At 71.2% G+C, this 21,673-nt stretch carries 22 protein-coding genes; 9 read left to right on the top strand and 13 right to left on the bottom strand.

Going from position 1 to position 21,673, the window contains the following annotated elements:
* The first annotated feature begins 15 nt into the window (after positions 1 to 15).
* The 3 genes from GPA10_RS33085 to GPA10_RS33075 are packed head-to-tail and all read left to right on the top strand — an operon-like array spanning position 16 to position 1,596.
* On the top strand, positions 16 to 438 hold the full coding sequence (locus tag GPA10_RS33085) for a hypothetical protein (protein WP_157168694.1): 423 nt from the start codon (positions 16 to 18) through the stop codon (positions 436 to 438).
* Complete coding sequence (locus tag GPA10_RS33080; protein WP_058847161.1) at positions 435 to 713, top strand: hypothetical protein; 279 nt, start codon at positions 435 to 437, stop codon at positions 711 to 713. The genes GPA10_RS33085 and GPA10_RS33080 overlap by 4 nt, the downstream gene beginning before the upstream one ends.
* 28 nt (positions 714 to 741) lie before the next feature.
* On the top strand, positions 742 to 1,596 hold the full coding sequence (locus GPA10_RS33075) for a DUF3592 domain-containing protein (protein ID WP_157168693.1): 855 nt from the start codon (positions 742 to 744) through the stop codon (positions 1,594 to 1,596).
* A 42-nt stretch (positions 1,597 to 1,638) separates the two neighbouring features.
* Here the strand turns inward: GPA10_RS33075 and GPA10_RS33070 are convergent, their stop codons facing one another.
* Positions 1,639 to 2,430 carry an SAM-dependent methyltransferase gene (locus GPA10_RS33070; protein ID WP_157168692.1) on the bottom strand — a complete coding sequence of 264 codons (792 nt, stop codon included), beginning with the start codon at positions 2,428 to 2,430 and terminating at the stop codon, positions 1,639 to 1,641.
* A gap of 182 nt (positions 2,431 to 2,612) precedes the next feature.
* Here GPA10_RS33070 and GPA10_RS33065 point away from each other — a divergent pair, with 182 nt between their 5' ends.
* A complete protein-coding gene (locus GPA10_RS33065; protein ID WP_157168691.1) occupies positions 2,613 to 3,077 on the top strand; it encodes an SRPBCC family protein in 465 nt (154 codons plus the stop codon).
* Positions 3,078 to 3,215: 138 nt separating this feature from the next.
* Here the strand turns inward: GPA10_RS33065 and GPA10_RS33060 are convergent, their stop codons facing one another.
* Positions 3,216 to 3,977: a class I SAM-dependent methyltransferase gene (locus GPA10_RS33060; RefSeq protein ID WP_157168690.1), complete on the bottom strand. Its 762-nt coding sequence runs from the start codon at positions 3,975 to 3,977 to the stop codon at positions 3,216 to 3,218.
* A 208-nt stretch (positions 3,978 to 4,185) separates the two neighbouring features.
* On the opposite strand from GPA10_RS33060, the gene GPA10_RS33055 reads away from it, so the two are divergent.
* Together GPA10_RS33055 and GPA10_RS33050 are read left to right on the top strand one after the other, a co-directional pair.
* The gene (locus GPA10_RS33055; protein WP_246260235.1) at positions 4,186 to 6,273 is read left to right on the top strand and encodes a M6 family metalloprotease domain-containing protein; all 2,088 of its coding nucleotides are present in this window, start codon (positions 4,186 to 4,188) and stop codon (positions 6,271 to 6,273) included.
* A 92-nt stretch (positions 6,274 to 6,365) separates the two neighbouring features.
* Entirely contained in the window at positions 6,366 to 6,899 is a 534-nt protein-coding gene (locus tag GPA10_RS33050; RefSeq protein ID WP_157168689.1) for a hypothetical protein, read from the top strand.
* Positions 6,900 to 7,004: 105 nt separating this feature from the next.
* Here GPA10_RS33050 and GPA10_RS33045 read toward each other — a convergent pair whose 3' ends face one another.
* On the bottom strand, positions 7,005 to 7,496 hold the full coding sequence (locus GPA10_RS33045; RefSeq protein ID WP_157168688.1) for a hypothetical protein: 492 nt from the start codon (positions 7,494 to 7,496) through the stop codon (positions 7,005 to 7,007).
* Positions 7,497 to 7,920: 424 nt separating this feature from the next.
* On the opposite strand from GPA10_RS33045, the gene GPA10_RS33040 reads away from it, so the two are divergent.
* Positions 7,921 to 8,811, top strand: coding sequence for a class I SAM-dependent methyltransferase (locus GPA10_RS33040; protein ID WP_246260233.1), 891 nt, complete (start codon positions 7,921 to 7,923; stop codon positions 8,809 to 8,811).
* A 41-nt stretch (positions 8,812 to 8,852) separates the two neighbouring features.
* Here the strand turns inward: GPA10_RS33040 and GPA10_RS33035 are convergent, their stop codons facing one another.
* Both GPA10_RS33035 and GPA10_RS33030 read right to left on the bottom strand, forming a co-directional pair.
* Positions 8,853 to 9,419, bottom strand: coding sequence for a hypothetical protein (locus GPA10_RS33035; RefSeq protein ID WP_157168687.1), 567 nt, complete (start codon positions 9,417 to 9,419; stop codon positions 8,853 to 8,855).
* Between the two features lie 258 nt (positions 9,420 to 9,677).
* Entirely contained in the window at positions 9,678 to 10,817 is a 1,140-nt protein-coding gene (locus GPA10_RS33030) for a carboxylate-amine ligase (protein WP_157168686.1), read from the bottom strand.
* Between the two features lie 232 nt (positions 10,818 to 11,049).
* On the opposite strand from GPA10_RS33030, the gene GPA10_RS33025 reads away from it, so the two are divergent.
* Complete coding sequence (locus GPA10_RS33025) at positions 11,050 to 11,850, top strand: methyltransferase domain-containing protein (RefSeq protein ID WP_157168685.1); 801 nt, start codon at positions 11,050 to 11,052, stop codon at positions 11,848 to 11,850.
* 122 nt (positions 11,851 to 11,972) lie between these two features.
* On the opposite strand, the gene GPA10_RS43875 is transcribed toward GPA10_RS33025, so the two are convergent.
* A complete protein-coding gene (locus GPA10_RS43875) occupies positions 11,973 to 12,920 on the bottom strand; it encodes an RICIN domain-containing protein (RefSeq protein WP_157168684.1) in 948 nt (315 codons plus the stop codon).
* Between the two features lie 649 nt (positions 12,921 to 13,569).
* Entirely contained in the window at positions 13,570 to 14,535 is a 966-nt protein-coding gene (locus GPA10_RS33015) for an esterase/lipase family protein (protein WP_157168683.1), read from the bottom strand.
* Positions 14,536 to 15,090: 555 nt separating this feature from the next.
* On the opposite strand from GPA10_RS33015, the gene GPA10_RS33010 reads away from it, so the two are divergent.
* The gene (locus tag GPA10_RS33010) at positions 15,091 to 15,759 is read left to right on the top strand and encodes a poly-gamma-glutamate hydrolase family protein (RefSeq protein WP_157168682.1); all 669 of its coding nucleotides are present in this window, start codon (positions 15,091 to 15,093) and stop codon (positions 15,757 to 15,759) included.
* A 25-nt stretch (positions 15,760 to 15,784) separates the two neighbouring features.
* On the opposite strand, the gene GPA10_RS33005 is transcribed toward GPA10_RS33010, so the two are convergent.
* The 6 genes from GPA10_RS33005 to GPA10_RS32980 form a co-directional block, all read right to left on the bottom strand.
* Positions 15,785 to 17,026 (bottom strand): GNAT family N-acetyltransferase, encoded by a 1,242-nt coding sequence (locus tag GPA10_RS33005; protein WP_157168681.1) that lies wholly within the window; start codon positions 17,024 to 17,026, stop codon positions 15,785 to 15,787.
* Between the two features lie 295 nt (positions 17,027 to 17,321).
* Positions 17,322 to 17,876 (bottom strand): EF-hand domain-containing protein, encoded by a 555-nt coding sequence (locus tag GPA10_RS33000; protein WP_157168680.1) that lies wholly within the window; start codon positions 17,874 to 17,876, stop codon positions 17,322 to 17,324.
* Between the two features lie 174 nt (positions 17,877 to 18,050).
* Entirely contained in the window at positions 18,051 to 18,509 is a 459-nt protein-coding gene (locus tag GPA10_RS32995; protein WP_157168679.1) for a hypothetical protein, read from the bottom strand.
* A gap of 110 nt (positions 18,510 to 18,619) precedes the next feature.
* A complete protein-coding gene (locus tag GPA10_RS32990; RefSeq protein WP_058847176.1) occupies positions 18,620 to 19,057 on the bottom strand; it encodes a BON domain-containing protein in 438 nt (145 codons plus the stop codon).
* Between the two features lie 200 nt (positions 19,058 to 19,257).
* Positions 19,258 to 20,916 (bottom strand): catalase, encoded by a 1,659-nt coding sequence (locus GPA10_RS32985; RefSeq protein ID WP_157168678.1) that lies wholly within the window; start codon positions 20,914 to 20,916, stop codon positions 19,258 to 19,260.
* A gap of 333 nt (positions 20,917 to 21,249) precedes the next feature.
* Positions 21,250 to 21,654 (bottom strand): rodlin, encoded by a 405-nt coding sequence (locus tag GPA10_RS32980; RefSeq protein WP_157168677.1) that lies wholly within the window; start codon positions 21,652 to 21,654, stop codon positions 21,250 to 21,252.
* Between the last annotated feature and the right edge of the window lie 19 nt (positions 21,655 to 21,673).

The raw sequence follows: 21,673 nt of genomic DNA, 5'->3' as shown, positions 1-21,673 counted from the left end.
GAGGGGAAGAGCACCATGGGAATCTTCGGACGGCGCAGGGGCCGGGAGGAGCGGGCGGCCGGGATCGCCGGCAAGGTGGCCTCCGGCAAGGGCTTCTACGGCCGCACCACGCGCGCGTTCCTCGGCGACCAGGACTTCGCCCGGGTACAGCAGTCCATCGGCGCGTACCACTCCGGCCTCGACGTACGGCAGTTGCTCGCGGCGGGCGCGCCGACGACACCCGCCGTCGTCGTGTCGATCACCGACACCGGCAAGCTGGTCAACTTCGACCCGGTCGTGGACCTGGTCCTCCAGGTGTCCGGCGGCACCGGGCCCGTCGCCCTCCAGACCATCGTCTCCAAGCTGCGGATCCCGCGCACCGGCGACCAGGTGCTGCTGATCGCCGACCCCGGTCGGCCCGGCTCCTACCTCTACGCCGGGGACGGTGTGTCCCCGTGACCGCGGCGCCCCTGTACGAAGCACCCGCGTCCGACTCCGTCCTGCTCACGTTCGACGGCCGGGTCCTGGAGGTGTTCGGCTACGTCGACGCGGCCCGCTACCACGTGTGGGAGGGGCCGCGGATGGAGTTCGGCACCGGCCGGTTCCGCCGGGTCGTCATCACGGTACGGAGCGGCAGACGCCAGTCCGTACCGTACGACGCGGACCGGCGCGCGGGTCTGGAGGAACTGGCGGCCGTGCTGGCGCGGAGCGTGCCGGAGAGACCGGGTCCCTGAGCGGGCCGACCATGAGGACGGGGGGCGGATGACTGCTGTCGGGGACCTGCTGGAGCTGTGGTGGGTGGTGCCCGCCGCGTGGGTCGTGGTCGGTCATGTGCTGTCGTGGCTGGGGCTGAGTCCCGCCCAGCGGGCGGTCTGGGCGACGGCGCGGATCGTACGCGTGGAGCAGCCCGCGCACGGCGCCTCCAAGCAGCCGGGGATACCGGTGACGCTCGCGTTCCGGGATCCCTCCACCGGCCGGGAGTTCACCCTGCCGAACACGGGTCGGCACGGAGTGGCCGTCAAGGAGGCGTGGGTGGGGCGTGAGTTGGAGGTGCGCTATCCGCGGGGCAGGCCCGACCGGTTCCGCGTCGTGTTCGACCCCGACGAGAAGAAGGGCCGCACTGGACCGCACTGCGCGCTCGTTCCGCTCCTCGTCGGTCTGGTGATCCACACGGCCGTCGCCCGGGGCTTCCCGTGGGCGCTCCTCGGCTTCGGTGTCCTCCTCGTCGTGGCCGCGGCGGTCAGCCCCGACATCCGTCTGGCACGGGCCCGCGACGCCCTGCTCGCGTCGGCCGTCGCCGTTCCGGCCCGCGTCGTGTCCGTCACCAGGGACGTGTACACCGACGGTGAGGGCGCAGAAATCGTCAACCACGCCCCCGTCATCACGTTCACCACTCGCGAGGGCACCGACGTCACGGTCCTGTGCCTCGACGGCATCCCCGACCCGCGCCGCTCCCTCGGCCGCGCCCTCACCCTCCACTACGCCCCGTCCGATCCGGCGGTGTACACCCCCGACCCCGCCGCCGACCGCAGGAGCAACGAGCGGGCCATCGGCGCGATCGTCCTGCTGGCGGTCGCCGGAGTGGCGGGGATCGTGGCGGGCGCCGTCACGCTGTGAGCACCGGCGCGACCCGCGCGGGCGGGCAGAGCCCGGCCCCGGTCAGGCCCGTATGCGGCCGATCGCGCCGTACCCCATGATCTCGGTGATCTCGGTCTCCTCGTCCGGGCGCCATTCGAAGAGCGGGACGAGACCGGGTTCGACGATGTCCATGCCTTCGAAGAAGCGCAGCAACTGCTCGATGGTGCGCGGCTGATAGGGCAGGGCGCCCGGTGCGGAGGAGTAGACCTCGCACGCGGCGATGATGGACGGCGTGGGGATGTCGTGGCTGAGCATGAGGCAGCTGCCGGGGGCGAGGTGGGCGAGGAGACGTCCGACGACGCCGTGGGCCTCTTCGTCCGAGAAGTGGCCGAGGACGCTGCTGAACGTCAGCATCACGGGCTCGGTCAGGTCGAAGCGGTCGGCGACGTGGTTCATGATGACGTCGGTGTCGCGCATGTCGGCGTCGATGTAGCTGCTCAGGGGCGGGTCCTGATAGGCGCTCTGGTGGGCGAGGACGACGGGGTCGTTGTCGACGTAGAGCACCCGCGCGTCGGGCCGGTACCGGCGGACGATCTGGTGGATGTCCGGTTCGAGCGGGAGGCCCGCGCCGAGGTCCAGGTACTGGGCGACTCCGGCCTCCGCGGCGGCCCAGCGCACGGTACGGCGTAAGAACTGGCGGGCGGAGCGCGCGTCGGCGGTGATGCCGGGCGCGATCTTCTCCACCGCCTCGACGGCGGCCCGGTCCCGCTCGTAGTTGTCCTTGCCTCCCTGGGCCGCGTTCCAGAAGCGCGCGCTGCTCACTTCTCCGTCAGCGGAGGGCTGCTCGGGGGTGCGGGCCAGGGATTCGCTCATCGTCGGGCTCCTCAGGGGTCGTTCGGGCCGGCCGTGCGGTCCGGATGATCTCCATTATTGTCGTGGGACCTCCGGCGGGGGCACATCGGGGTCGCGGGCCTTCACCGGCTCCTCACGGGCGCGGGCCCGCGCGGCCCCACGACATGCGCCGTCAAGATCTTTCCCGGCTCTACCATCCCCTCATGGCCTTCTTCCGCGTCGAACGCGTCACCCCGCTCAGCCCGGCCGAGGCCTGGCGCCGTCTGACGGACTGGGAACGGCACGGGCAAGTGGTGCCGCTGACCGAGGTCACCGTGTCGGGCTCGCCGCCGTACGGCGAGGGCACCGTGTTCACGCCCCGCTCGGGGATCGGTCGCTTCGCCTTCGACGATCCGATGGAGGTCGTCGTGTGGCGGCCGCCGCGGGCGGAGCGGTCCGGGCTGTGCCGGCTCGTCAAGCACGGTTCGGTGGTGACGGGATGGGCGGAGATCGAGGTGCACGCGCGGGGGCGGGGCTCGCGCGTGGTGTGGCGTGAGGAGCTGCGGGTCCGCGGGGTGCCCCGGTTCGCGGACCCGGTGGTGGCGCGGGTCGCCTCCCGGATGTTCGGGCGGGCGGCGACGGCACTGCTGGCCGGGAGGGATCGCCCTCCTGAGGGGCCGCCTTCCTGAGGGATCTCCTTCCTGAGGGATGGCCCTCCTGAGGGACCGCCCGCCTGGCGCCGTGTCCCGCCGGCGACCGGTCCACCCGTCGTGTCGTCCGCCCGTCTGCGAGGCCCGCTCCCCCGCCCGGCAGGTCGGCTCCCGGCCTCAGTCCGCGGGCTTCTCCCAGACCGACACGTGCCGGGTGCTCTCGCTGGTGAACGGTGTCCGCGCCCACCCCTCCCACCGGTGGCGCAGCCGCATTCCGGCGAGCCGCGCCATCAGGTCCAGTTCGGCGGGCCAGACGTACCGGAACGGCAGGGACCGGTGCACGGTCCTGCCGTCGCGGGTGACGACGTGGTGCGAACTCATCGCCTGGGTGGCGACGTCGTACGTGTCGAAGCCCAGCCCGTCGGCGTCGACGCGGAACGGAACGGCCGTCTGCCCCGGTGGCAGACGGCGCAGCTCCGGCACCCCCACCTCGACCAGGAACGTACCGCCGGGCCGTAGCTGGGCGGCGGCGTTGCGGAAGCAGTCGACCTGGGCGTCCTGCGTGGTCAGGTTGTTGATGGTGTTGAAGACGAGGTAGACGACCGCGAACGGGCCGCCCGGGACCGTGGTCGTGGCGAAGTCGCCGATCGTCACGTCGACGGTGTCGCCGCCCGGCTTCGCCCGCAGCCGGTCCGTCATGGCGCGGGACATCTCGATGCCGTGCACCGGCGTCCCGCGGGCGGCCAGGGGCAGCGCGATCCGGCCGGTCCCGGTTCCGAACTCCAGCGCCGGTCCGTCGCCCGCCAGTTCGGCGAGGACGTCGACGGCCGGGTCCACGGCCTCGGGGCGGAACATGTCCGCGGACGACTCGTCGTAGTCGGCGGCGACGGTTTCTCCGAAGTATCCGTCCTCATCGGGCGTCCCAGGCTCAGCAGGCATCCCAGGACCGTAACGGCCGTGACATGGGCGACGCACGGGATTTTCGCGGCGCGCCGTCAGGGCCGCCCACGGCGCCCCGCACGGCAACCGTGCCTCAGCAGCCAGATCCGTCCCAAAAGGCTGTTGACTCCCCGGTGGCCCCCGGCGGAAGGTACCGCTGACCGGCTTGTCATGTTCTTGTCCACACCCCCAAGGCAAGAGGTGAGCCTTGTTCCTCCGCCGCACCAGTACTCGACTGCACCGCGCGGGACCGCCACGGGGCAGAGCCCGCCGCGCGGCCGTCCTCGCCGCGCTCCTCGGCCTGCTCGTCTCCCCGCTCGCCGTCGGACCCGCACGGGCGAACCCCGAGCCCACCGGTGAGTCCTCCGGCAGGCCTCCGCTCGTCCAGCCGATCGATCCGCAGCGCTGGCAGAACCCCGACGACATGACCTGGGCGGATTACAGGTCCGTGCCCGGCACCGACTGGGCCGACCCCGCCCGGAAACCCACCCAGCGCACCTTCAAGGGCGCCCTGGTCCTGCTCGACTACCCGGACGAGGAGTTCACGGTCAGCAAACCGGCCGGGTCGACCCTGTTCGGCAACCCGCAGACCGGCGCGTCGGGCATCCCGCGCGCGCAGCTGCCCTCCTTCTACCGGGACTTCCTCAACAAGCCCGGCGCCCTCAACCGCGGCCACACCATCAACGAGTACTGGATGGAGGACTCCGGGGGCCGCATCGGCGTCGACCTGACGGCCTTCGGCGTCTACCGCATGCCGCACAAGTCGTTCCAGTACGGCATCGAACCGCAGATGAACCCCGGCGCCTGTCCGACCGGCAGCACCTGCGGCAAGAACATCCGCACCGACGGCAAGGCCGCGTGGGTCGCGGACGTCGGCGAGGCCGAGACCGCCAAGTTCGACTTCATCTTCTACCTCACCGCCGGACAGGACGAGTCGTCCGTCTGGCAGGAGTTCGGCCAGATGAAGTTCGCGTCCCCGCAGGACGTACCGGCCAAGTGGGGGCCGCCCGCCCCCATCGCGGGCGGCGGCAACTCCGCGAGCACCCGCTACGTCCCGTGGACGTCCTGGGCGGCAGCGGCCCGCATCTGGCCCAACGCCTCCAACGGCTCCTCCACGCAGGCGGAGAGCTCCGGCATGGGCGTGTACGCCCACGAACTCAGCCACATCCTCGGCATCGCCGACAACTACAACAACCCCTACGGCACCCCCCTGCGCCGCGCCTACACGGGCATCTGGAGCATGCTCTCGCGCGGCTCCTTCAACGGCCCCGGCGGCCCGCACACCCGCTGGCACATCCCGGCCACCAACGGCGCGTCCATGGGCTCCCAGCACATCCTGCGGGACAAGCTCAAGCTCGGGATCGTCGACGAGAAGAACGTGCTCCGCCTCGACCGCGACGCGCTCAAGGACTCCGGCACGGTCGTCGCCCGCGTCACCGCGCGTTCGGCCCCGCCCGGCGCCAAGGACCTCAGCGGCGTCAACATCGCGATGAACCGCGACCTGTCACCGGCCTGCAAACCGGAGACCGACCCGCTGTGCGACGGCGGCGGCTACGAGAACTACACCGTCGAGGTCGTCGACCGCATGGGCATGGACTCCTTCACGCCCGACCACGGCGTGCTCCTCAACAAGACCAAGAACGAGGACAGGGCCCCGTTCGCCTGGGTGATCGACTCCCACCCCGAGGACATCGGCATGGTGGACTACAAGCGCCCCGACGGCTCGCCGCAGAAGATCACCATGGGCGACTACCGGCAGCTCAGCGACGCGCTGCTGCACGCGGGCGCCGACTCGGGCAGCGAGTACGAGTACGTGGACCGCGCCAACCGGCTGCACTTCTACGTGCTCGACCTCAAGCGCACCCGCTCCGGGATCCTCTCGTACACCGTCGCCGTCAAGTCCCTGGACGGCGACGGCAAGCAGCGCCGCGGGGTGAAGCTGCGCCGCGGTGACGCCGAGGGCAACCCCGCGCGGCGGGCCGTGTGCTCCTTCGACCTGGCCAACACCGGGCGCGCCAGGCCCGGACAGGCCGGGCACCCGGAGAACGTGGACCGCTATCTCGGCTCGGACGTCTACCGGCTCTCCGCCAAGTCCTCCGGGCGCGGCTGGTCGGCGTGGCTGCCCAACCGGCTCGCCACCGCACGGGCCGGCGGCTCGGTCGAGGTCGACGTCGCCGTGACGGCGAAGCCCGGCGCCGAGCGGCAGAACCGGGTGCTGCTCACCGCCCGGTCCGAGAGCGACCCCCGCAGGACCGCGACGGCCGTGTGCGAGGTCAGGAAGTCCGGCAAGCCGTAGCGGACACCTCGCGGACGCGTGGTCGTCGTCACCCCTCGGACCCTGCTGTCCCCGGCCCCGTTGCTCCTAGGCTTACGCCTGGAAAGGTGGGAATGATGGACATACCAAACGTCGTCGGGGACTGGCAGGAGTACCAGTCCGAGGAGTGGGCGGGGCTGCGCGTCCGCGTGCACCATCTCCGCAGGGCCACACCGCAGCGCGGGCGCGACGAGGACGCCAAGGGCCTGACGTACGTAGCCTTCGACGTCACCTTCGACAACCGCGGCTCCACCTACTTCGGCATCGATCTCTTCGACCACCCCCGCCACTACGACGTGCGCGTCGGGCGGGACGGGCACGGCGCGTTCGTCGACGAGTTCGGCGCGGCCGTGATCCGGGACTTCAACCTGTATCCGCAGCGCCGCGTGACGGCGACGCTCTATGCCGCCGCACCCGCGGCGAAGCTCAAACAGCTCGACATCCAGATCAGTCCGCAGGTCCACGACGAGCCGGCCTTCGGCTACGTGTGGAGCGGCGGCCTCGGCGTCCACGAGGCCTCCACCCGCACCGGCGGGCGCGCGTCGTCGGCGAAGGCCGGGGTCGCCAGCGAAGTGGAGCGGTTCCTTCAGGACAGCTCGGGCGACTGAGCCGCCCGTGCACGCGCCGGAGCCCGGCCGACCGAGGTCGACCGGGCTCCGGTGCGTCAGCGAGAGTGCGGGGGCCACGCCCCCGGCCTCAGCCGGTGTCGCTGCTCAGTTGCCCCAGGTGCCCTGGTTCACCGCGCAGTTCCAGCCGGAGCCGCGGACGCTGAACTTCACCTTGTACGAGCGGGTGTTCAGCAGGCGGGACTCGACCCGGACGCCCAGGCTCGCCTTCTTCTTGAGCGTCTTGGTGTAGACGGAGACGGTCTTCGAGGTCTTGTGGGTGACCTTTCCACCCTTCGGCCTCGCCGTGCCGAAACGGACGTTCTTCACGTTGGTGACCGTGAAGGTGACCTTCTTGAAGCTCTTGTTGCTCTTGTTCTTCAGCCCGAAGTACAGTCCGTCGCCGGTCACCCAGCCGCCGGAGCCGATGTAGAACCTCGACGTGTAGATGATGTCGATCGGGCAGGCCGCGCTGCGCGGCGCGACCTTGGACGCCGTCGCGGACGGAGCCGGCGTCGAAGCGGATGCGGAACCGGCCAGTCCCAGCTGGGTGGCGGTGAGTGCCCCGGCCGTGGCCAGGACTGCGGCGGTCGTACGCATGCGGTTCACTCGGTGGTACCTCTCCCCCTGCGGCCCCTCGTGGGGCCGAAACTGACAGCACAGTGAAATGCGCTTCCGCGGAGCGACTCACGTCGCCGTGCGGCGCCCCGTATATCTAGCACGAGTGCGGCGCGGGGAAACAAATGAGCCATCGGTCCCGCGGCACTGTGACAGAAGCCGGACAATCGTAAAGCACGCGGCGCAGTGCCCGGGAACGGTTTTCCCGCACGCGCATGCGGAGGGCATTCCGGTTCCGTTCCGCTTCCGCTCCGGTTCCGTTCCGCCTCTCCTCCGGAAGGGACAGGCATGGCCTGTCTCAGCCGTCACGGGAGGCCCCATGGCAGGTGCAATGGACGGTGCGAGGAAACGCACCCGTTCGTGCGGGCGCTCCCCGCGGCCCGCACCCGTCAGAAGGAGACGCACCTTGGCGGCGAACGATCACGGCACCGATCCCGGCACGAGCGGCGCGCCCGTTCCAGGGCCGGACGAAGTCGGCGCGATGTACGACCAGTTCGGCGACCTGCTCGCCATGACCCTGGGCTCGGCGGCCGTGCACATCGGCATGCTGGTGCCGCACGGCGAGCGCACGCCCGTCACCACCCTCGTCGGCCTCGCCGACCTCGCGCAGGACCGGCAGACCGAGTTCCTCATCGACGCCCTCCACCCGAAGCCGGGGGCGCACGTCCTGGACATCGGCTGCGGCACCGGCGGCCCGGCGCTGCGTCTGGCGGAACGCACCGGAAGCCGGGTCTCCGGCATCACCGTCAGCAAGCGCCAGCTCGCCCAGTGCGAGGAGCGGCGCACCGGCCACCCGGCTGCGGCCCGGGTGGACTTCGCATACGGCAACGCCATGGCGCTCGGGCACGCCGACGCGTCGTTCGACGCCGCCTGGTCGATCGACTGCCTTCCGCATCTGTCCGACCGGCCGCTCGCGCTGCGCGAGGCCCTGCGGGTGCTGAAGCCCGGCGGGCAGCTCCTGTGCACCGAGTTCACGCTGCGCGGCACCCCGACCGAGGCGCAGACCTCGGCGTACCGGGAGCTGTGGGCGTGTCCGCCGCTGCGTTCCTTCACCGCTCTCGTCGGTGACGTCGAGGAGGCCGGCTTCCAGGTCGTGCGCGTACAGGACATGACGGCCAACGCGGTGCTCTCCTCGGAGCTGATGACGGCGCTGTACCAGGACCGGCGCGCGGAGATCGAGGAACGCTACGGCAAGGAGGTGCTCGCCCGCACCGATCCCCTGATGGGTCCCTACCGCGAATTCTGCACGAATCACGTGGGGTACCACTTGATGCTGCTGCGCAAGCCGGGCGCGTAGCGGAGGGTCCGCGGCGGGGGCGGGCTTCCTCCGGCGGTCGGTCAGCCGCCGGAGCGCCCCTCGCCGGAGCGCCCCGCCTCGCCGGACGCGTCCAGGAGGCCGTCGAACGTCTCCAGGAGGCCGAGGAAGGGTGCACGGCCCCACGCCCGCACCGCGAGGGCGGCCGCGAGGACCGCGGTGCCGTGGGCCCCCGACACGCCGTCCTGCCACCAGGTGCGCGCCGGTGTGCCGTCCCCGGCGGCCCAGGCGCGCACGGCTTCGGTCACGGCGAACTCGTGGTGCGGCGGCCCCGCGGCGGCGAGCGTGGCGGCCGTACGCGCCACGTCGGCGGGGGTGAGGCCGCGCGGCGCCGACGTCACGATGCCGACGACGAGCCGCAGGATGTCCCCCGTCACGGACGGCAGTTGACGGGCGACCACGCGGTCCGCCCCTGCCAGGGCGGCGTCCACCGCGGCCGGCTCCTCGCGCGCGTAGGCCCGTACGAGCGCGAGCCCGCGACGCGTCGCCTCACGCCCGGCCGCGTCCGCAGGCACGGCTTCGCGCGGCCGGGACGTCCCGGACCCCTGTGGCGCCGCGCACGGCCCGAGTGGCGCGGAGTACGACGTCATGCCCCATCCCCTTTCGCGTGCCCTGCCCGTTCGCGGGACAACTCCGATCCTTCTACTTGAAGTGCGCTTGAGGTCAAGCTCCGGGCGAGAGGCCGCTCGCGGGAGTGCGAGCGGCAGGGCCGCGGAACGGCGACAGTGCCGCGGCACCCGGGCCGTGAGCACATGGAGACGCCGTCACATGCCCCCCGCACGGCATCGGCCCGCCGGTTGACTTCTCGCGCGCACCTGCCCAGGGGTGTACTCGTGTCCCGTCGGTCTTCAGAGGGCGGTTCGACCGGTGGTGGTCCTGGCCGGGACGGTGAGGCGGCACAGGTGGTCGACGACGTCGTGGAGGCTGTGGCGGCGGGAGTAGGCGGCGCGCTGGCGTTCGGCGCCGCCGCCGTGGGCGGTCATGCGGTCCAGTGCGGCGACGACCGTCGCCCACTCGCCGTAGCCCTCCAGGGCCGGGCGCAACCGGTGGGCCAGCTCCCGGGCCAGCCCGGCGGCGGGGACCAGATGGCCGGTGTCGGGATGCGGGAGGTGGCCGCTGAAGCCGTCTCGCGCGGCTCGCCAGTAGGCGGCGCGCAGGAGGCTGTCGCACAGCGGCGCTCCGGGGTCGCCGCGCCGCACGCGGGCGTGGGCGGTGTGGACCATGGCGCGGACCAGGGCGGCCAGGGCGGCGGCGGCTCGGGGTTCGGTGGTGGCGTCCATCACACGGATCTCGATGGTGGGCAGGTGGGCGCTGGGGCGTACGTCCCAGAACAGGGTGCCCTCGTCGACGGTGGCACCCGTTTCGTGCAGGGCCGCGGCCAGGGCGTCGTAGGCGTCGGCGCCCGCGAGGTAGGGCGGCGGCCCGGCCTGCGGCCACTGGGCGGCGACGATGCTGCGCCAGCTGGCGTAGCCCGTGTCGCGGTGCCGCCAGAACGGGGAACTGGCGGACAGCGCGACCAGCAGCGGCAGCCAGGGGCGCAGATGGTTGCCCACGAGTACCGCGTGCTCGCGGTCGGGCAGGTGCACGTGGACGTGGAGGGCGGACAGGGCGAAGTCGTCGACCATGGCCCGGTAGGTGCGCGTGCCGGCGCGGTGGCGGGGATCCGCCCGGACCGGCAGCGGGCCGCCGGGGTCGATGACCGGCGTCCCCGAGGCGGCGATGCGCAGGCCCTCCTCGCGGGCGGCCAGCGCCAACCCGGCGCGGATGCGCAGCAGTTGCCCTTCGATCTCGGCCGCGGTGCCGCAGGGCGGTGTCTTGCCCTCCACCTGGTAGTCGGTGAACTCCCCCGACACCAGATCGCCCAGCACCTGCCGGGCCCGCCGCAGGACGCGGGGGCCGGCCGCGGCGACGGCACCGCTGTCCGGGTCGACGAGGAAGAACTCCTCCTCCACCCCGAGCGTCATCCCCGTACCGCTGATGGACGCCATGGGAGAGCCGTCCCTCGCTTCTGTCGGCCTGACGGGACCCGGCACGGGCTGCCTCTGCCCTCAGTGTCACGCGCCCCAGGGCGACCGGCGCGCCGTGCTGCTCCGCCCGGTGGCGCCGTCCTCCGTATGGACGGTGCGAACTGCGGGCCCGCACGGTGTGGGGCACGGTGATCGCGATGGAAGCCGGACAGCGCGGAACCCGCGCAGCGCGGACACAGGACAGGGGTCGACGGTGACCGGCACGCAGCAGCAAGTGCCCTGGTGGCACGAGGACGGCGGATTCTTCGGCGATCTGTACCGGGAGGCCGATCACTCCCTGCACACCTTCTTCGCCGGCGATCGGGGCAACGACGCCCGCACCGAGGCGGAGGCGGCCGGTGTCGTCCGGCTGTGCGGGCTCAGCCGCGGAGACCGCGTCCTCGACTGCCCCTGCGGTTACGGGCGCCACAGCGTCGCACTGGCCCGCCACGGCCTGCACGTCACCGGTGTGGACATCAACCGTGAGTTCCTGCGGACCGCCCGGTCGGCCGGTCGGCAGTGCCCCTCGGTGGACTTCCAGCACGCCGACATGCGCGCCCTGCCGCCGATCGAGCCGGTGGACGCCGTGGTCAACCTCTTCTACTCCTTCGGGTTCTTCTCGCCCGAGGAGGATCTGGAGGTCCTGCGCGGGTTCGTCCGCTGTCTCAAGCCGGGCGGCCGGTTCCTGATGCACACCATGGTCACCGTTCCCGCACTGCTGACCGGCCGCATCCCGGCCGAGGAGACCCGCCCCCTGGCCGGAGGCGGGACCCTGACCATCCACAGGCGCCTGAACGAGGAGACGATGCGCGAGGAGGGACAGTGGACGCTCACCGACCCCGGTGGCCACCGCCGCACCACCGCCCCTTACGACGTGCGGATCTACCACGCCGAGGAGTTCGCCGCCCTGTGCCGGACGGCGGGCTTCACCGACGTGCGCCTCTACGGCGGCTGGGACGGCGCACAGCCGTACCACGACGACTCCCCTTGCCTCATCGCGGTCGCCACCCTCTGACCCGGCCCTGGCGGCAGGGCCGACGGCATGGGGCGGCTGCCGCAGGGCGCGCCACGCTCAGCCGGACCGCCTCCGGCACGGGCGGTCCCGCGGCATCAGCCGGTACGCAGTGTGCGGCCCACTCACCGCACCTGAACTCGTTCGTCGAACATCCAGCGGTACTCGTCGCTCCCCGCGCTGCTGCCGAGGTGTGGCTGGACGCCGCTGCCCTTGTTGCTGCCCGGGGTGTGCAGACAGGTACCCGCGGAGTCCAGTTCGAGCTGGAGGCCGTCGCCGTCGGAGTGCGGGGTGAGGCGCCAGGTGTGGTGGCTGCCGTTCTCCTGGGTGGCTCCGCTGCCGGGATGGCAGGTCAGGTACTTTCCGCTGCGCTCGCAGCGCAGCCGGTAGGTGCCGCTGCCCGCCGTTTCGAGGGCCCACCGCTGCTGGGGAAGACCGGAGTAGGTCCATTGGACGACGGACGTCTGGGCGGTTCCCCCGTCGAGGGCGTTTCCAGTGCCCCTGTTCCAGACCACGTGGGACTTGCCGGCCTGGAGGGTCGGGCGCTTGAAGGTGTTCAGGCGGATCACCGATGCGGTCTGATCGATGTCGGCGGCGTCCCAGTTGGCGTCGGGGCTGTCGACGTAGTCCATGGCGATCACCCCGGTACGGTGCGTCTTGTAGTAGTACTGCCCTTCGAGAAGCTTGCGGGTGTAGGGGTTGGGGTCCTTGGCGTAGCTCCAGGGGGTCCATGTGCTGCCGCCCCAGCCGTTGGCGCTGAGGTGGTTGACGTACATCTTGTTTCCGTCGAACTCCCAGATGGCGGCGCGCAACTGCTTGTCGACCGCGGTCTTCTTGTTCGCAAGGGTGGGGTCGTCGTACAGGTCCTGGTTGGAGAACTGCGCGTCGCTGGAGAAGACGAGGCCTTCGCCGACCCACGGCCAGCCGGACATCAGCACGATCTTGCGCCGCGCCGTCCTCAGCGTGGGGAAACTGTCGCTGATGTGGAAGTACGAACGCCAACCCTTCTTGTCCAGATAGTCCTTGAAGATTCTCTTGAACCTGTCGTTGTCCTCGGAGTGCTCCTGCTGCACGCGCATCAGGATCGTCTCCGACGGATACTTGCCGAGGAAGTCGGTACAGATCTCCAGGGCCTTCCCCGAACACCATCTCCTGGTAGACGTAGCCGTGGTGGATCGTGAAGTAGTCGTCGTAGTTCCGGCAGCGGATGTCGACGTAGCGCACTCCTGCACGCAACTGCCAGTCGAGGGTCTGGTTCTGGCACTGGGCGAAGCCCGCGCTGCTGCCGGCTAACCGGGCGCAGGTCTCGTGCGTGCCGGGGATAGACATGCGGCGGATGTCGGTGTCGTCCGGCACCCGGTCCATCCACTGGACGGTCGCCGCCCGCACCCCGCCCAGGTCGGCGGAGCGCGGCAGCACCTCCCGTGCCTCGACGAGCGGGCGGGCCGAGGGCCCGGCCCACGCCGGGGAGCGGCCGGAGAGGGCCGTCGGCACTCCCACCCCCGCCGTCAGGGCCGCCGTGTTGCGCAGGAACCGTCGACGGTCCACCTCGTTCATGATTCCTACCTCTTTCTTCGGCAGCGGCCGGCCGAGTCGGGGTGGCGGGGAGCCCTCCGCCGAGCGACCCGTCGAGTCGCCCTCCGGTGAGCCGCCCTCCGTGGCGTCACCCGGCTGCCTGGCCGGGTAGGGCGGGGCCGGGGGGCCGGGACGGCGTCGGCCGGTTCACCGGGCGCGGACGGTGTAGTGGACGCGGGCCTTGCCGAAGCGGCCCTGGACGACCGCCGAGTGCGTCCCCGCGGACTGGCTGCGCTGGTCCCAGACGTGACTGCCGCCCTCTTCGGTGAGGGTGTCGATGACCTTGTTCTGGACCGCCGGCTCACTCGGCATCCCCGCGTGGGAGGGGCAGACGCCGCCGAAGGTGTTGTCGGAGTTGGTCACCTTGTAGTTGATCGCGCCGCCCAGGCTCGTCGAGTCCAGCGACGTCTTGTCCACTTGCACCGGTACGTGCAGCGGAACGTTGAACCAGTCCTCGTCACAGGCGCTGCGCAACGTCGTGAACTGGGTCTGGGAGTTCTCACCCGTCTCGCCCAACCAGTTGTAGGCGTCGCCGTTGTTCGCCGTCCTGACCGCGGGGCTGCCGGGCTTCACGTCCCAGATGAAGTTCCTGTAGATCCCCGTGTCACCCCACCAGCCCGCTGCCTGATTGCCGTGGTTCGGCCCCGACAGCGAGACCCAGTTGACCACGTCACTGCCGCGGTGCGAGCCGTTCGCGGTGGCCATCCAGTACCGCGAGATCAGGCTGCCCAGGGAGTGCGAGACGATGTCGAACTCCTTGCTCCGCAGCTTCTTGTCGATGAATCGACCCAGGTCACGGGCTGTCCCCTCGACTCGGGAGCCCTGATCGGTGGGGTAGTCGAAGCGGTGGATCTGGGCGTCGGTGTAGCCTCTCGACTTCAGCTTGGCCACCATGCTGTTCCAGGCGCTGCTGCTGTCGTTCATCCCGTGCACCAGGACGATCTCCCGCGGCCCCGAGGCGGCTGTGGGGGCTTTGGCGGTACGGGTCTCGGCTGTGGGGGCCTCGGCGGCCGGGTCGTCGGGCGAAGCCAGCGCCGGTGGGGCGGCTGTCGCGGCGGCCAGCACGCCGGCGGTCAGTGCGACGGTCATCAGGTTCCGTGAACGCGCGAGCATGTCTTCCTCCAGAACGGTGCACTTCCGCGCGGGAAGTGAGGGAAAGCGCAATGGCTCGACGGAACGTCCCGGGCAGCTTGACAGCGCCACACCAGACTGGGCAAACAAGGCAAAATGAGGTGAATGGTTTCTCCGGTACGTCTCCGCACCGAAGTCCCGCACGCATCGCGAGGACCAACAGGAGCAGCGCCGATATACCGGGGTCCGTTTGCGCCCCGCCCCGGAACGCTCCATTCCGCGGCCTCGCGGCACATCCGCACCGCTCGCCCCCTGCCAGTTCCTGCGGCCCCCGGGTCGGCCGCACGCAGGCGCACGCCGCCACCCCCGGTCGAGCTCCCGCATGCCTCATCACCTCCGCGCGCGCCCGCGGACGCGACACGGGCGCGGCGCGGGCGGTTCTCGTACGGCGGGGCGTGGGTGCGGGTGCCGTCGACGGCGGCGGTGTGACGACGGCGGCGACGGCGTCTGCCTCCTGATCCTTCTCCTGATCCTTCTCCTGATCCTTGCGTCCGCCGGGTGCTGCTCACGGCCCGCGCGGACGTAGGGTGAACGGCTGTGACTGACAAGTACGCCGACTGGAACGAGCTGGTCACCGACAGGGACCCGGACACCGGCGAGCTCGTCAACGTCGAGGGCCGGGACTGGTACATCGGGCTCCGGCCCGGCTCGGGCGTGTACCTGTTGCACATGGCCATCCACGGAGGCGCCATCGAGGCGCCGCCCGAGCAACTGGCCGACCACGCCTCGACGGGATGCCCGTTCTACACCTTCGCCGGGACCAGGAGCAGCGGCAACACGTCGCTGCACATCACGTCGACGCGTTTCGACGAGCCGCGTGCCCTCGACCTCGCCCGGCGCGCCACCCGCATCGTGTCGTGGCACGGGTCCGCCGGGCCGTCGGGCGAAGCCGTCACCTACGTCGGCGGCCTGGACTCGGAGCTGGGGCCGCTGATCCGGGCCCGGCTGGCCGAGGCCGGGTTCCGGTGCGATGACCCGCCGGACGACCTGGGCGGCATGAACCCGGGGAACATCTGCAACATCGGGCTGCGGGCCGCCGGGGTGCAGCTGGAGATGTCCCGCACCCAGCGGCAGCAGTTCTTCACGCCCGACCTGCGGCGGTCGACGATCGAGGACCCGGCGAACCGCACCGCGGCCTTCTACGCGTACGTGGAGGCCGTGAACCAGGGGATCGCCGACCTGTCTCTGCCGGTGGGCCCCGGCTGACGGGCCTCGTCCCGGTCCGCCGGGGTCAGAACCAGTGCACGCAGAGCGGGCAGCGCTCGGCGCCGAAGAGGGCGTCGGCGACGGCGGCCGCACCGGGGCGGTGGGCATGGATGTGTCCGGCCCGCACGAGCGTGCTCGGGACCGTGCCGCCGAGGTAGATCGCGCCCAGGTCGCGCACGTCCAGGGACAGGTCGGGCGCGCGATCCGTCGGTACGCACTCGGCCTTGTGGTCCCGTACCGTCAGCGCGTAGCGGCCGTGCTCGCCGAGGAACGGGTCCCGCACGTCGAGCACGAGCTCGCCGTCCGTGAACCAGCCGCGCGCGGTCAGGGCACGCGGTACGTCGAGGAGGCGCACCCAGAGCCCGTCGGTGTCGCCGCTCACCTCGCCGGCGCGGAAGTCCGCGAGCTGCCAGCGCAGCGGGTGCCCGAGCGGGACGTGCTGGAACACGACCTGCGCGATCAGGTCGTGGCCGAGAACGAACCGGGCGAGGGCCGTGAAGACGGCGTCGTCGACCGCGATGGTCTCGTCGACCGTCAGCGTCCTGGAGGGCGCGAACTCCCCGACCGCGTAGCTGGCGTATCCGTCCGGGACGCCGTCCTCGTCCCGGTGCACGGCGACGTACCGCGGCTCCGGCGAGATCGGCGGCCTCCCCGCACGCAGCGCCCACCAGCGGCGCGGCCGCGAGAGCGCGCCGGGCTGGGCCCGGCGGTACCGGTCGTAGACCTCCTCGATGATGTCCCCGCACTCGGCGCGGGGCAGCACCTCGACCGTGCCGGTCCCCGAACCGTCCGCCGGGTCGGCGACCGCTCCGTGCGCCCGGGGGACGGCGGGAGCGGCCTTGTGGCGCTGCACGGTCAGCCGCGAGGTGTAGGTGGCGGGTCCGTAGCCGAACCTGCCGTAGATCCCGGCCTCGGAGGCCAGCAGCACGGAGAGGAACTCCCCGCGGCCCCGCAGGTCGTGGAGCTGATGCCGCATCAGCGCGCTGAGCACGCCCTGGCGCCGGTGCGAGGGCAGGACGCCGACGGCGGTCACCCCGGCGGCCGGGGCGAGGACCGCGCCCGGCAGGGTCAGTTCGAAGGCGTACGAGGCCGCGGTGCCGACCGGCCGACCGGCCTGCGTCCGGGCGAGCAGGCAGCGGTCCGCCTCGAGCGCCGACCACCACAGCCCGCCGCCCTCGACCGGGGTCCCCGGGAAGAGCCCGAACGCGGTGTGCACCGTGTCGACGAAGACGTCGAAGTCCTCGTCGGTCGTGGTACGAATCTCCATGGTCGCCGCTGCCTCCTCGGTATGGCGGCGCCACTCCTCGTGGCGCTCGGTCCAGTGCAGCGGCGACCCGTGTCCGGAGCAAATGATTTACGCACATGACGGCGCGCGCACCTCACAGCACGGCACCTCACAGCACCTCACAGCACGGCACCTCACCGCACGGCACCCCGCCCGGGGTGTGATTCCTCCTGGCCGTACGCCTGGTTGGCCCGGTCGATCTCCGGCATGCGTGCCTCGGCCCACTCCCGCAGCGCGGGCTTGACGCGGGCGCGTGCGCCGAAGGGCGCTGGTTGCTCTAGTCGGCCCGGTCGAGCGGGCCGAGGAGCCAGTTCCCCGCGGCCTCCGGGTCGTCGCTCAGATAGAACTCACTGATGGCGGTCCTGAACTCGGCGTGGCTGAGCGAGCCGTCCCCGTCCCGGTCGAGCCGCCGGAACGCCGCAGCGGAGTGCACCGGGGGAACGCCCAGGGCGTCGTACATGCGGACGTACTCGGACTGGCTCAGGACACCGTCCTCGTTGGTGTCCAACGCCCGCATCAGCGCGTCGACGATCGCCAGCACGGCCTCCTCGAAGTGCCCGGGGTCCGTGACATCGGCCTTCATGACGGCGATGAACTCCTGCCGGGAGATCTGCCCGTCGCCGTCGGAGTCGCCGTGCGTGAGCAGCAGACGCCACCATGTCTCGAAGGCGTTCCGCATCGCCGCGGCGTTCTCCTTGTCGTCCTCGCGCGCCAGCCCCTCGAACAGTTCGGTCATCTGCCGCAGGTCGTCGTGCGTGAGCCTGCCGTCCCCGTTCTGGTCGAACCAGCGGAAGAGGGTGCTGAACTTCTGCGCCTTCACGTCCTCCGTCATGGGTGCTCCCCTGTCCCTGCCGTTGCCTGTCATGGGCTTTCGGCGCGACAGTCCGCGCCGCCCTGGAGACGTTAGGAGCGGGGATGCCGCAGGACCAGGTCGGTTAGGGACAACTGCTGCGGAACGGGCCCAGGTCCTGTCGTCAAACTCCCTCCTGCCACGTGACGACAGGCCCTAGGAGTCCGTCGCCTCCCCCGCCTCCTCGATCAGCGACCGCGCCTTGGTCTCCGCCTGGTCGTAGCGCTCGGGGAAGGCGGAGCGCTGTACGGCCTGGGCGATCTCGCCTGCCGTCCTGCCGGGGTCGCGCCGGTCCTCCTCGACGGCGCGCCGGAGGAAGGACGCGGTGGCGTGCGGTACGTCCCCGCACTGCTCGGCCGTGCCCCAGCCCTGGCTGGGGCGCTGTTGGAAGACGCCGACCGAGTCCTTGTCCCCGCAGGGGAGGTTGTTCATGTGCGACTCCACCCAGCCGGCCTCGAAGGCGGCCAGCCGGACCTTGCTGCTCACACCGTGGTCGGCACAGGCCTGGTGGACGGCCCTGGTCACCTCGGGGTCGTGCTCGGCGGGCACGGGGCATCCCGCGTCGGCGCCGAGCGCCGGGACGGGCACCCGGTCCGTCGCGTGGCTCTCCTTCATCTCCAGCCTCCTCGCTGTACGGCTTCGCGGCGCACGGCGACTCGGTCCCAGCCGTGCCAGGGCCCGTCGTCGGACTCCCTCCGGGCGACGAAGGGAGTTCGACGACAGGCCTAGGCCGGTGCGCGCAGGACGAGACCGGGGGTGATCTCCTCCGCTGCCGTCACGGCGGGCCGGTTGGCGATCAAAAGGCGGTTGACGGCCTCGGGGTCGTTGTAGGCCCGCACCGCCATGTCGCGCAGCGTCTCGCCTTCCCGGACGGTGAAGAAGCGGGGGAAGATCCCTTCCTGCCCGGCCGTGACCCGGTCCTCGACTTCCGTGACACCTGCGACGTTGCCCAGCGCGAGCAGGATCTTCTCCTTCTGCTCCTGCACGGCGGAGTCCCCGGCGACGACGACCCGGGACTCCTCGACGCTCACCTGGAAGTGGTCGTGCGTCAGTTCCAACTCCTCCAGCCGCTCCTTGAGCTGGGCCGCCGCCCTGTCCGGCTCGCCCGACAGGCACGCGTCGAGCCGATGGCCCGCGTCCCGCGTGAACGTATACCTCGTCATGCGCACTCCGAATGCCGCGAGACCGTATTCCTCACAGCTACCCAATTCCTCAGGGCTACCCGGTTTCGGGCGACACCTTTCCGTACGGGGCTTCTCCCTGTCGTCTTTCCGCCGTTCGGGTGACCTCGTACCGGTGCCCAGGGGCGGGAGTGGCTCCTGGGCACCGGCTGTTCTCTGGCTCAGCGGTCAGCGGTCAGAGGTCAGCGGGTCACCACATGGCGCTCGTTGGGCACGCAGTGCGTCATGATCAGGCCCGACACGTCGCGGGGCGGGTTGTCGCCGAGGCGCCCCAGGCGTGTGCGGTCCTCCTCCGTCAGGGTCTGGTCCGCCAGCGGCTCCAGGTGCGCGACGTCGGCCGCAGCGATGCCGAGGCCCTCGCCGACCCGCAGGCCGAGGTCGTTCTCGACCAGCAGGAAGTGCCACACCATGCGCTCCTGGACCGGGCGTTCGCACTGGGAGATCAGGTCCACGAAGTTGTGCACCAGGTCGTCGCGTTCCCAGTCCTCCATCAGCAGATAGCGCTGACCGGCCTGCGCGTAGTCGTTGGTGCGCGGGATCCGCTTGCGCGTCAGCCGCCCCTGGAGCTGCGGGCCCTGCTCGTCGTGCGGAGGGTACCGGTCCTCGCGGAGGCCGCCGGTGATGGACGGCTCGTAGTTGACTTCCGGGTTCTCGTTGGCCGCGCGGTTGTCGAAGGCCATGAAGCCGTCGCGCTGATTGGTGCGCACCTCCGCGCTCTTGGCCTGGTTGACCGGCAGTTGGAGATAGTTCGGGCCGACGCGGTAGCGCTGGGTGTCGCTGTAGGAGAAGGTCCTGCCGACCAGCATCTTGTCGTCGGAGAAGTCGAGCCCGTCCACCAGGACGCCGGTGCCGAAGGCGATCTGCTCGTTCTCGGCGAAGTAGTTGTCGACGGTGCGGTCGAGGACCAGGCGGCCCACCGGCCTGGGCGGGAAGTCCTGCTCCGGCCAGGTCTTGGTGTCGTCCAGCGGGTCGAAGTCGAGCTCCGGGTGCTCGCCGTCCTCCATCATCTGCACACGCAGCTCCCACTGCGGGAAGTCGCCGCGGCGGATGGCCTCGTACAGGTCCTTGGTGGCATGGCCGAGTTCGCCGGCCTGTACGTTCGCCGCGTCCTGCTCGGTCATGCTGCGCACGCCCTGTTCGGGCATCCAGTGGTACTTGACGAGGACGGTGGTGCCCTCGGCGTTGACCCACTTGTAGGTGTTCACGCCGAAGCCCTGCATGTGCCGGTAGTCCGCGGGGATGCCCCGGGGGCTGAAGAGGTTGACGAGCATGTGCATGCTCTCCGGGGTCTGCGACATGAAGTCGAAGATGCGGGCCGGCTTCTGCTCGTGCGAGACGGGGTCCGGCTTGAGAGAGTGGATGACGTCGGGGAACTTCATGGCGTCCCGGATGAAGAAGACACCGAGGTTGTTGCCGACGAGGTCCCAGTTGCCGTCCTCCGTGTAGAACTTCACGGCGAAGCCGCGCGGGTCGCGGGCGGCCTCGGAGGAGTCACGGCCTCCGATGACCGTGGAGAAGCGCAGGGCGACGTCGGTGCGTTTGCCGCGCTCCTGGAACAGTTTGGCGCGCGTGTACCGGTCGATGGGCTCGTCGCCCCAGGCCCCGTACGCCTCGAAGTAACCGAAAGCGGTGACGCCGCGGGCGTGCACGATGCGCTCGGGGATACGTTCCCGGTCGAAGTGGCTGATCTTCTCCAGGAAGTGGTAGTTCTCCAGGGTGGCGGGCCCTCGCGCACCGACCGTCCGCTGGTTCTGGTTGTCGTGGATGGGGTGGCCCTGCCGGTCGGTGAGGACCGGCAGGGAGTCGTCCGCGGGTGAACCCATGCTGGATACGTCAGTCATGACCGTCGGCTCCTTGGCGGGTGGCCGCGTGTCCGGCCTTGTGCGTGGCGGCGGACGCGCGGGCTTGTCGGGGGTCTCAGCACCCCCCAGTACTCACCCCGGGAGCCGCCGCACGGCGGTCATACGCGGTGTGTCGGGTGAAGTGCGCACGTCCGGCGGGTGCCCTCCGACCCTTTTGTCACAGACCTCCGGCCACTGGGGTGACCGCTGCGGAGGCGGGCCGACCGCTGCGGAGGCGGGCCGACCGCTGCGGCGGCGCTCGCCCGCAGCGGCGCGGCGGGCGAGCGAGGGCGGACTGCCGCTGGACAGGGCCCAGCCGACGGTGCTCCGGACTCAGCCGTTGCGCACGCCGTTGCCGGAGAGCGCCGAGATGTCGTTGAGGAGGTGCGACAGCGGCTCGTCGCCCTTGGCCTGCGTGGAGTTCTCGGTGCAGATCTGCTTCTGCTCCGCCGAGAGGACCGGGATGTCCTGAACGGCGACGTTGATCAGGAGGAGCAGGGAGCCGACGTTGGCGTCGACGGGGATGCCGAGGCAGGGCTTGTTCAACGAGCCCTCGATGAGGGAGAGCTGGGGGCTCTTGTCGCCCTGGGTGCCGCTGTTGCCGAACGACTGCTCCGCACCGTTGCCGCTGGAGCTGGTGGTGCCCGAGTCGTCGCCGACGGCGGTCGCGCTCCCGGCGCCGCCGACGAGAGCGAGGGCGGCGAGGCTCAGGGCGAGGGGGAGGTTACGGGTGCGCATGTCTCTCCAGTGCAGATGC

Source organism: Streptomyces typhae, assembly GCF_009755605.1.
GTDB classification, from domain to species: domain Bacteria; phylum Actinomycetota; class Actinomycetes; order Streptomycetales; family Streptomycetaceae; genus Streptomyces; species Streptomyces typhae.
This window is presented reverse-complemented; position numbering and strand designations above follow the sequence as displayed.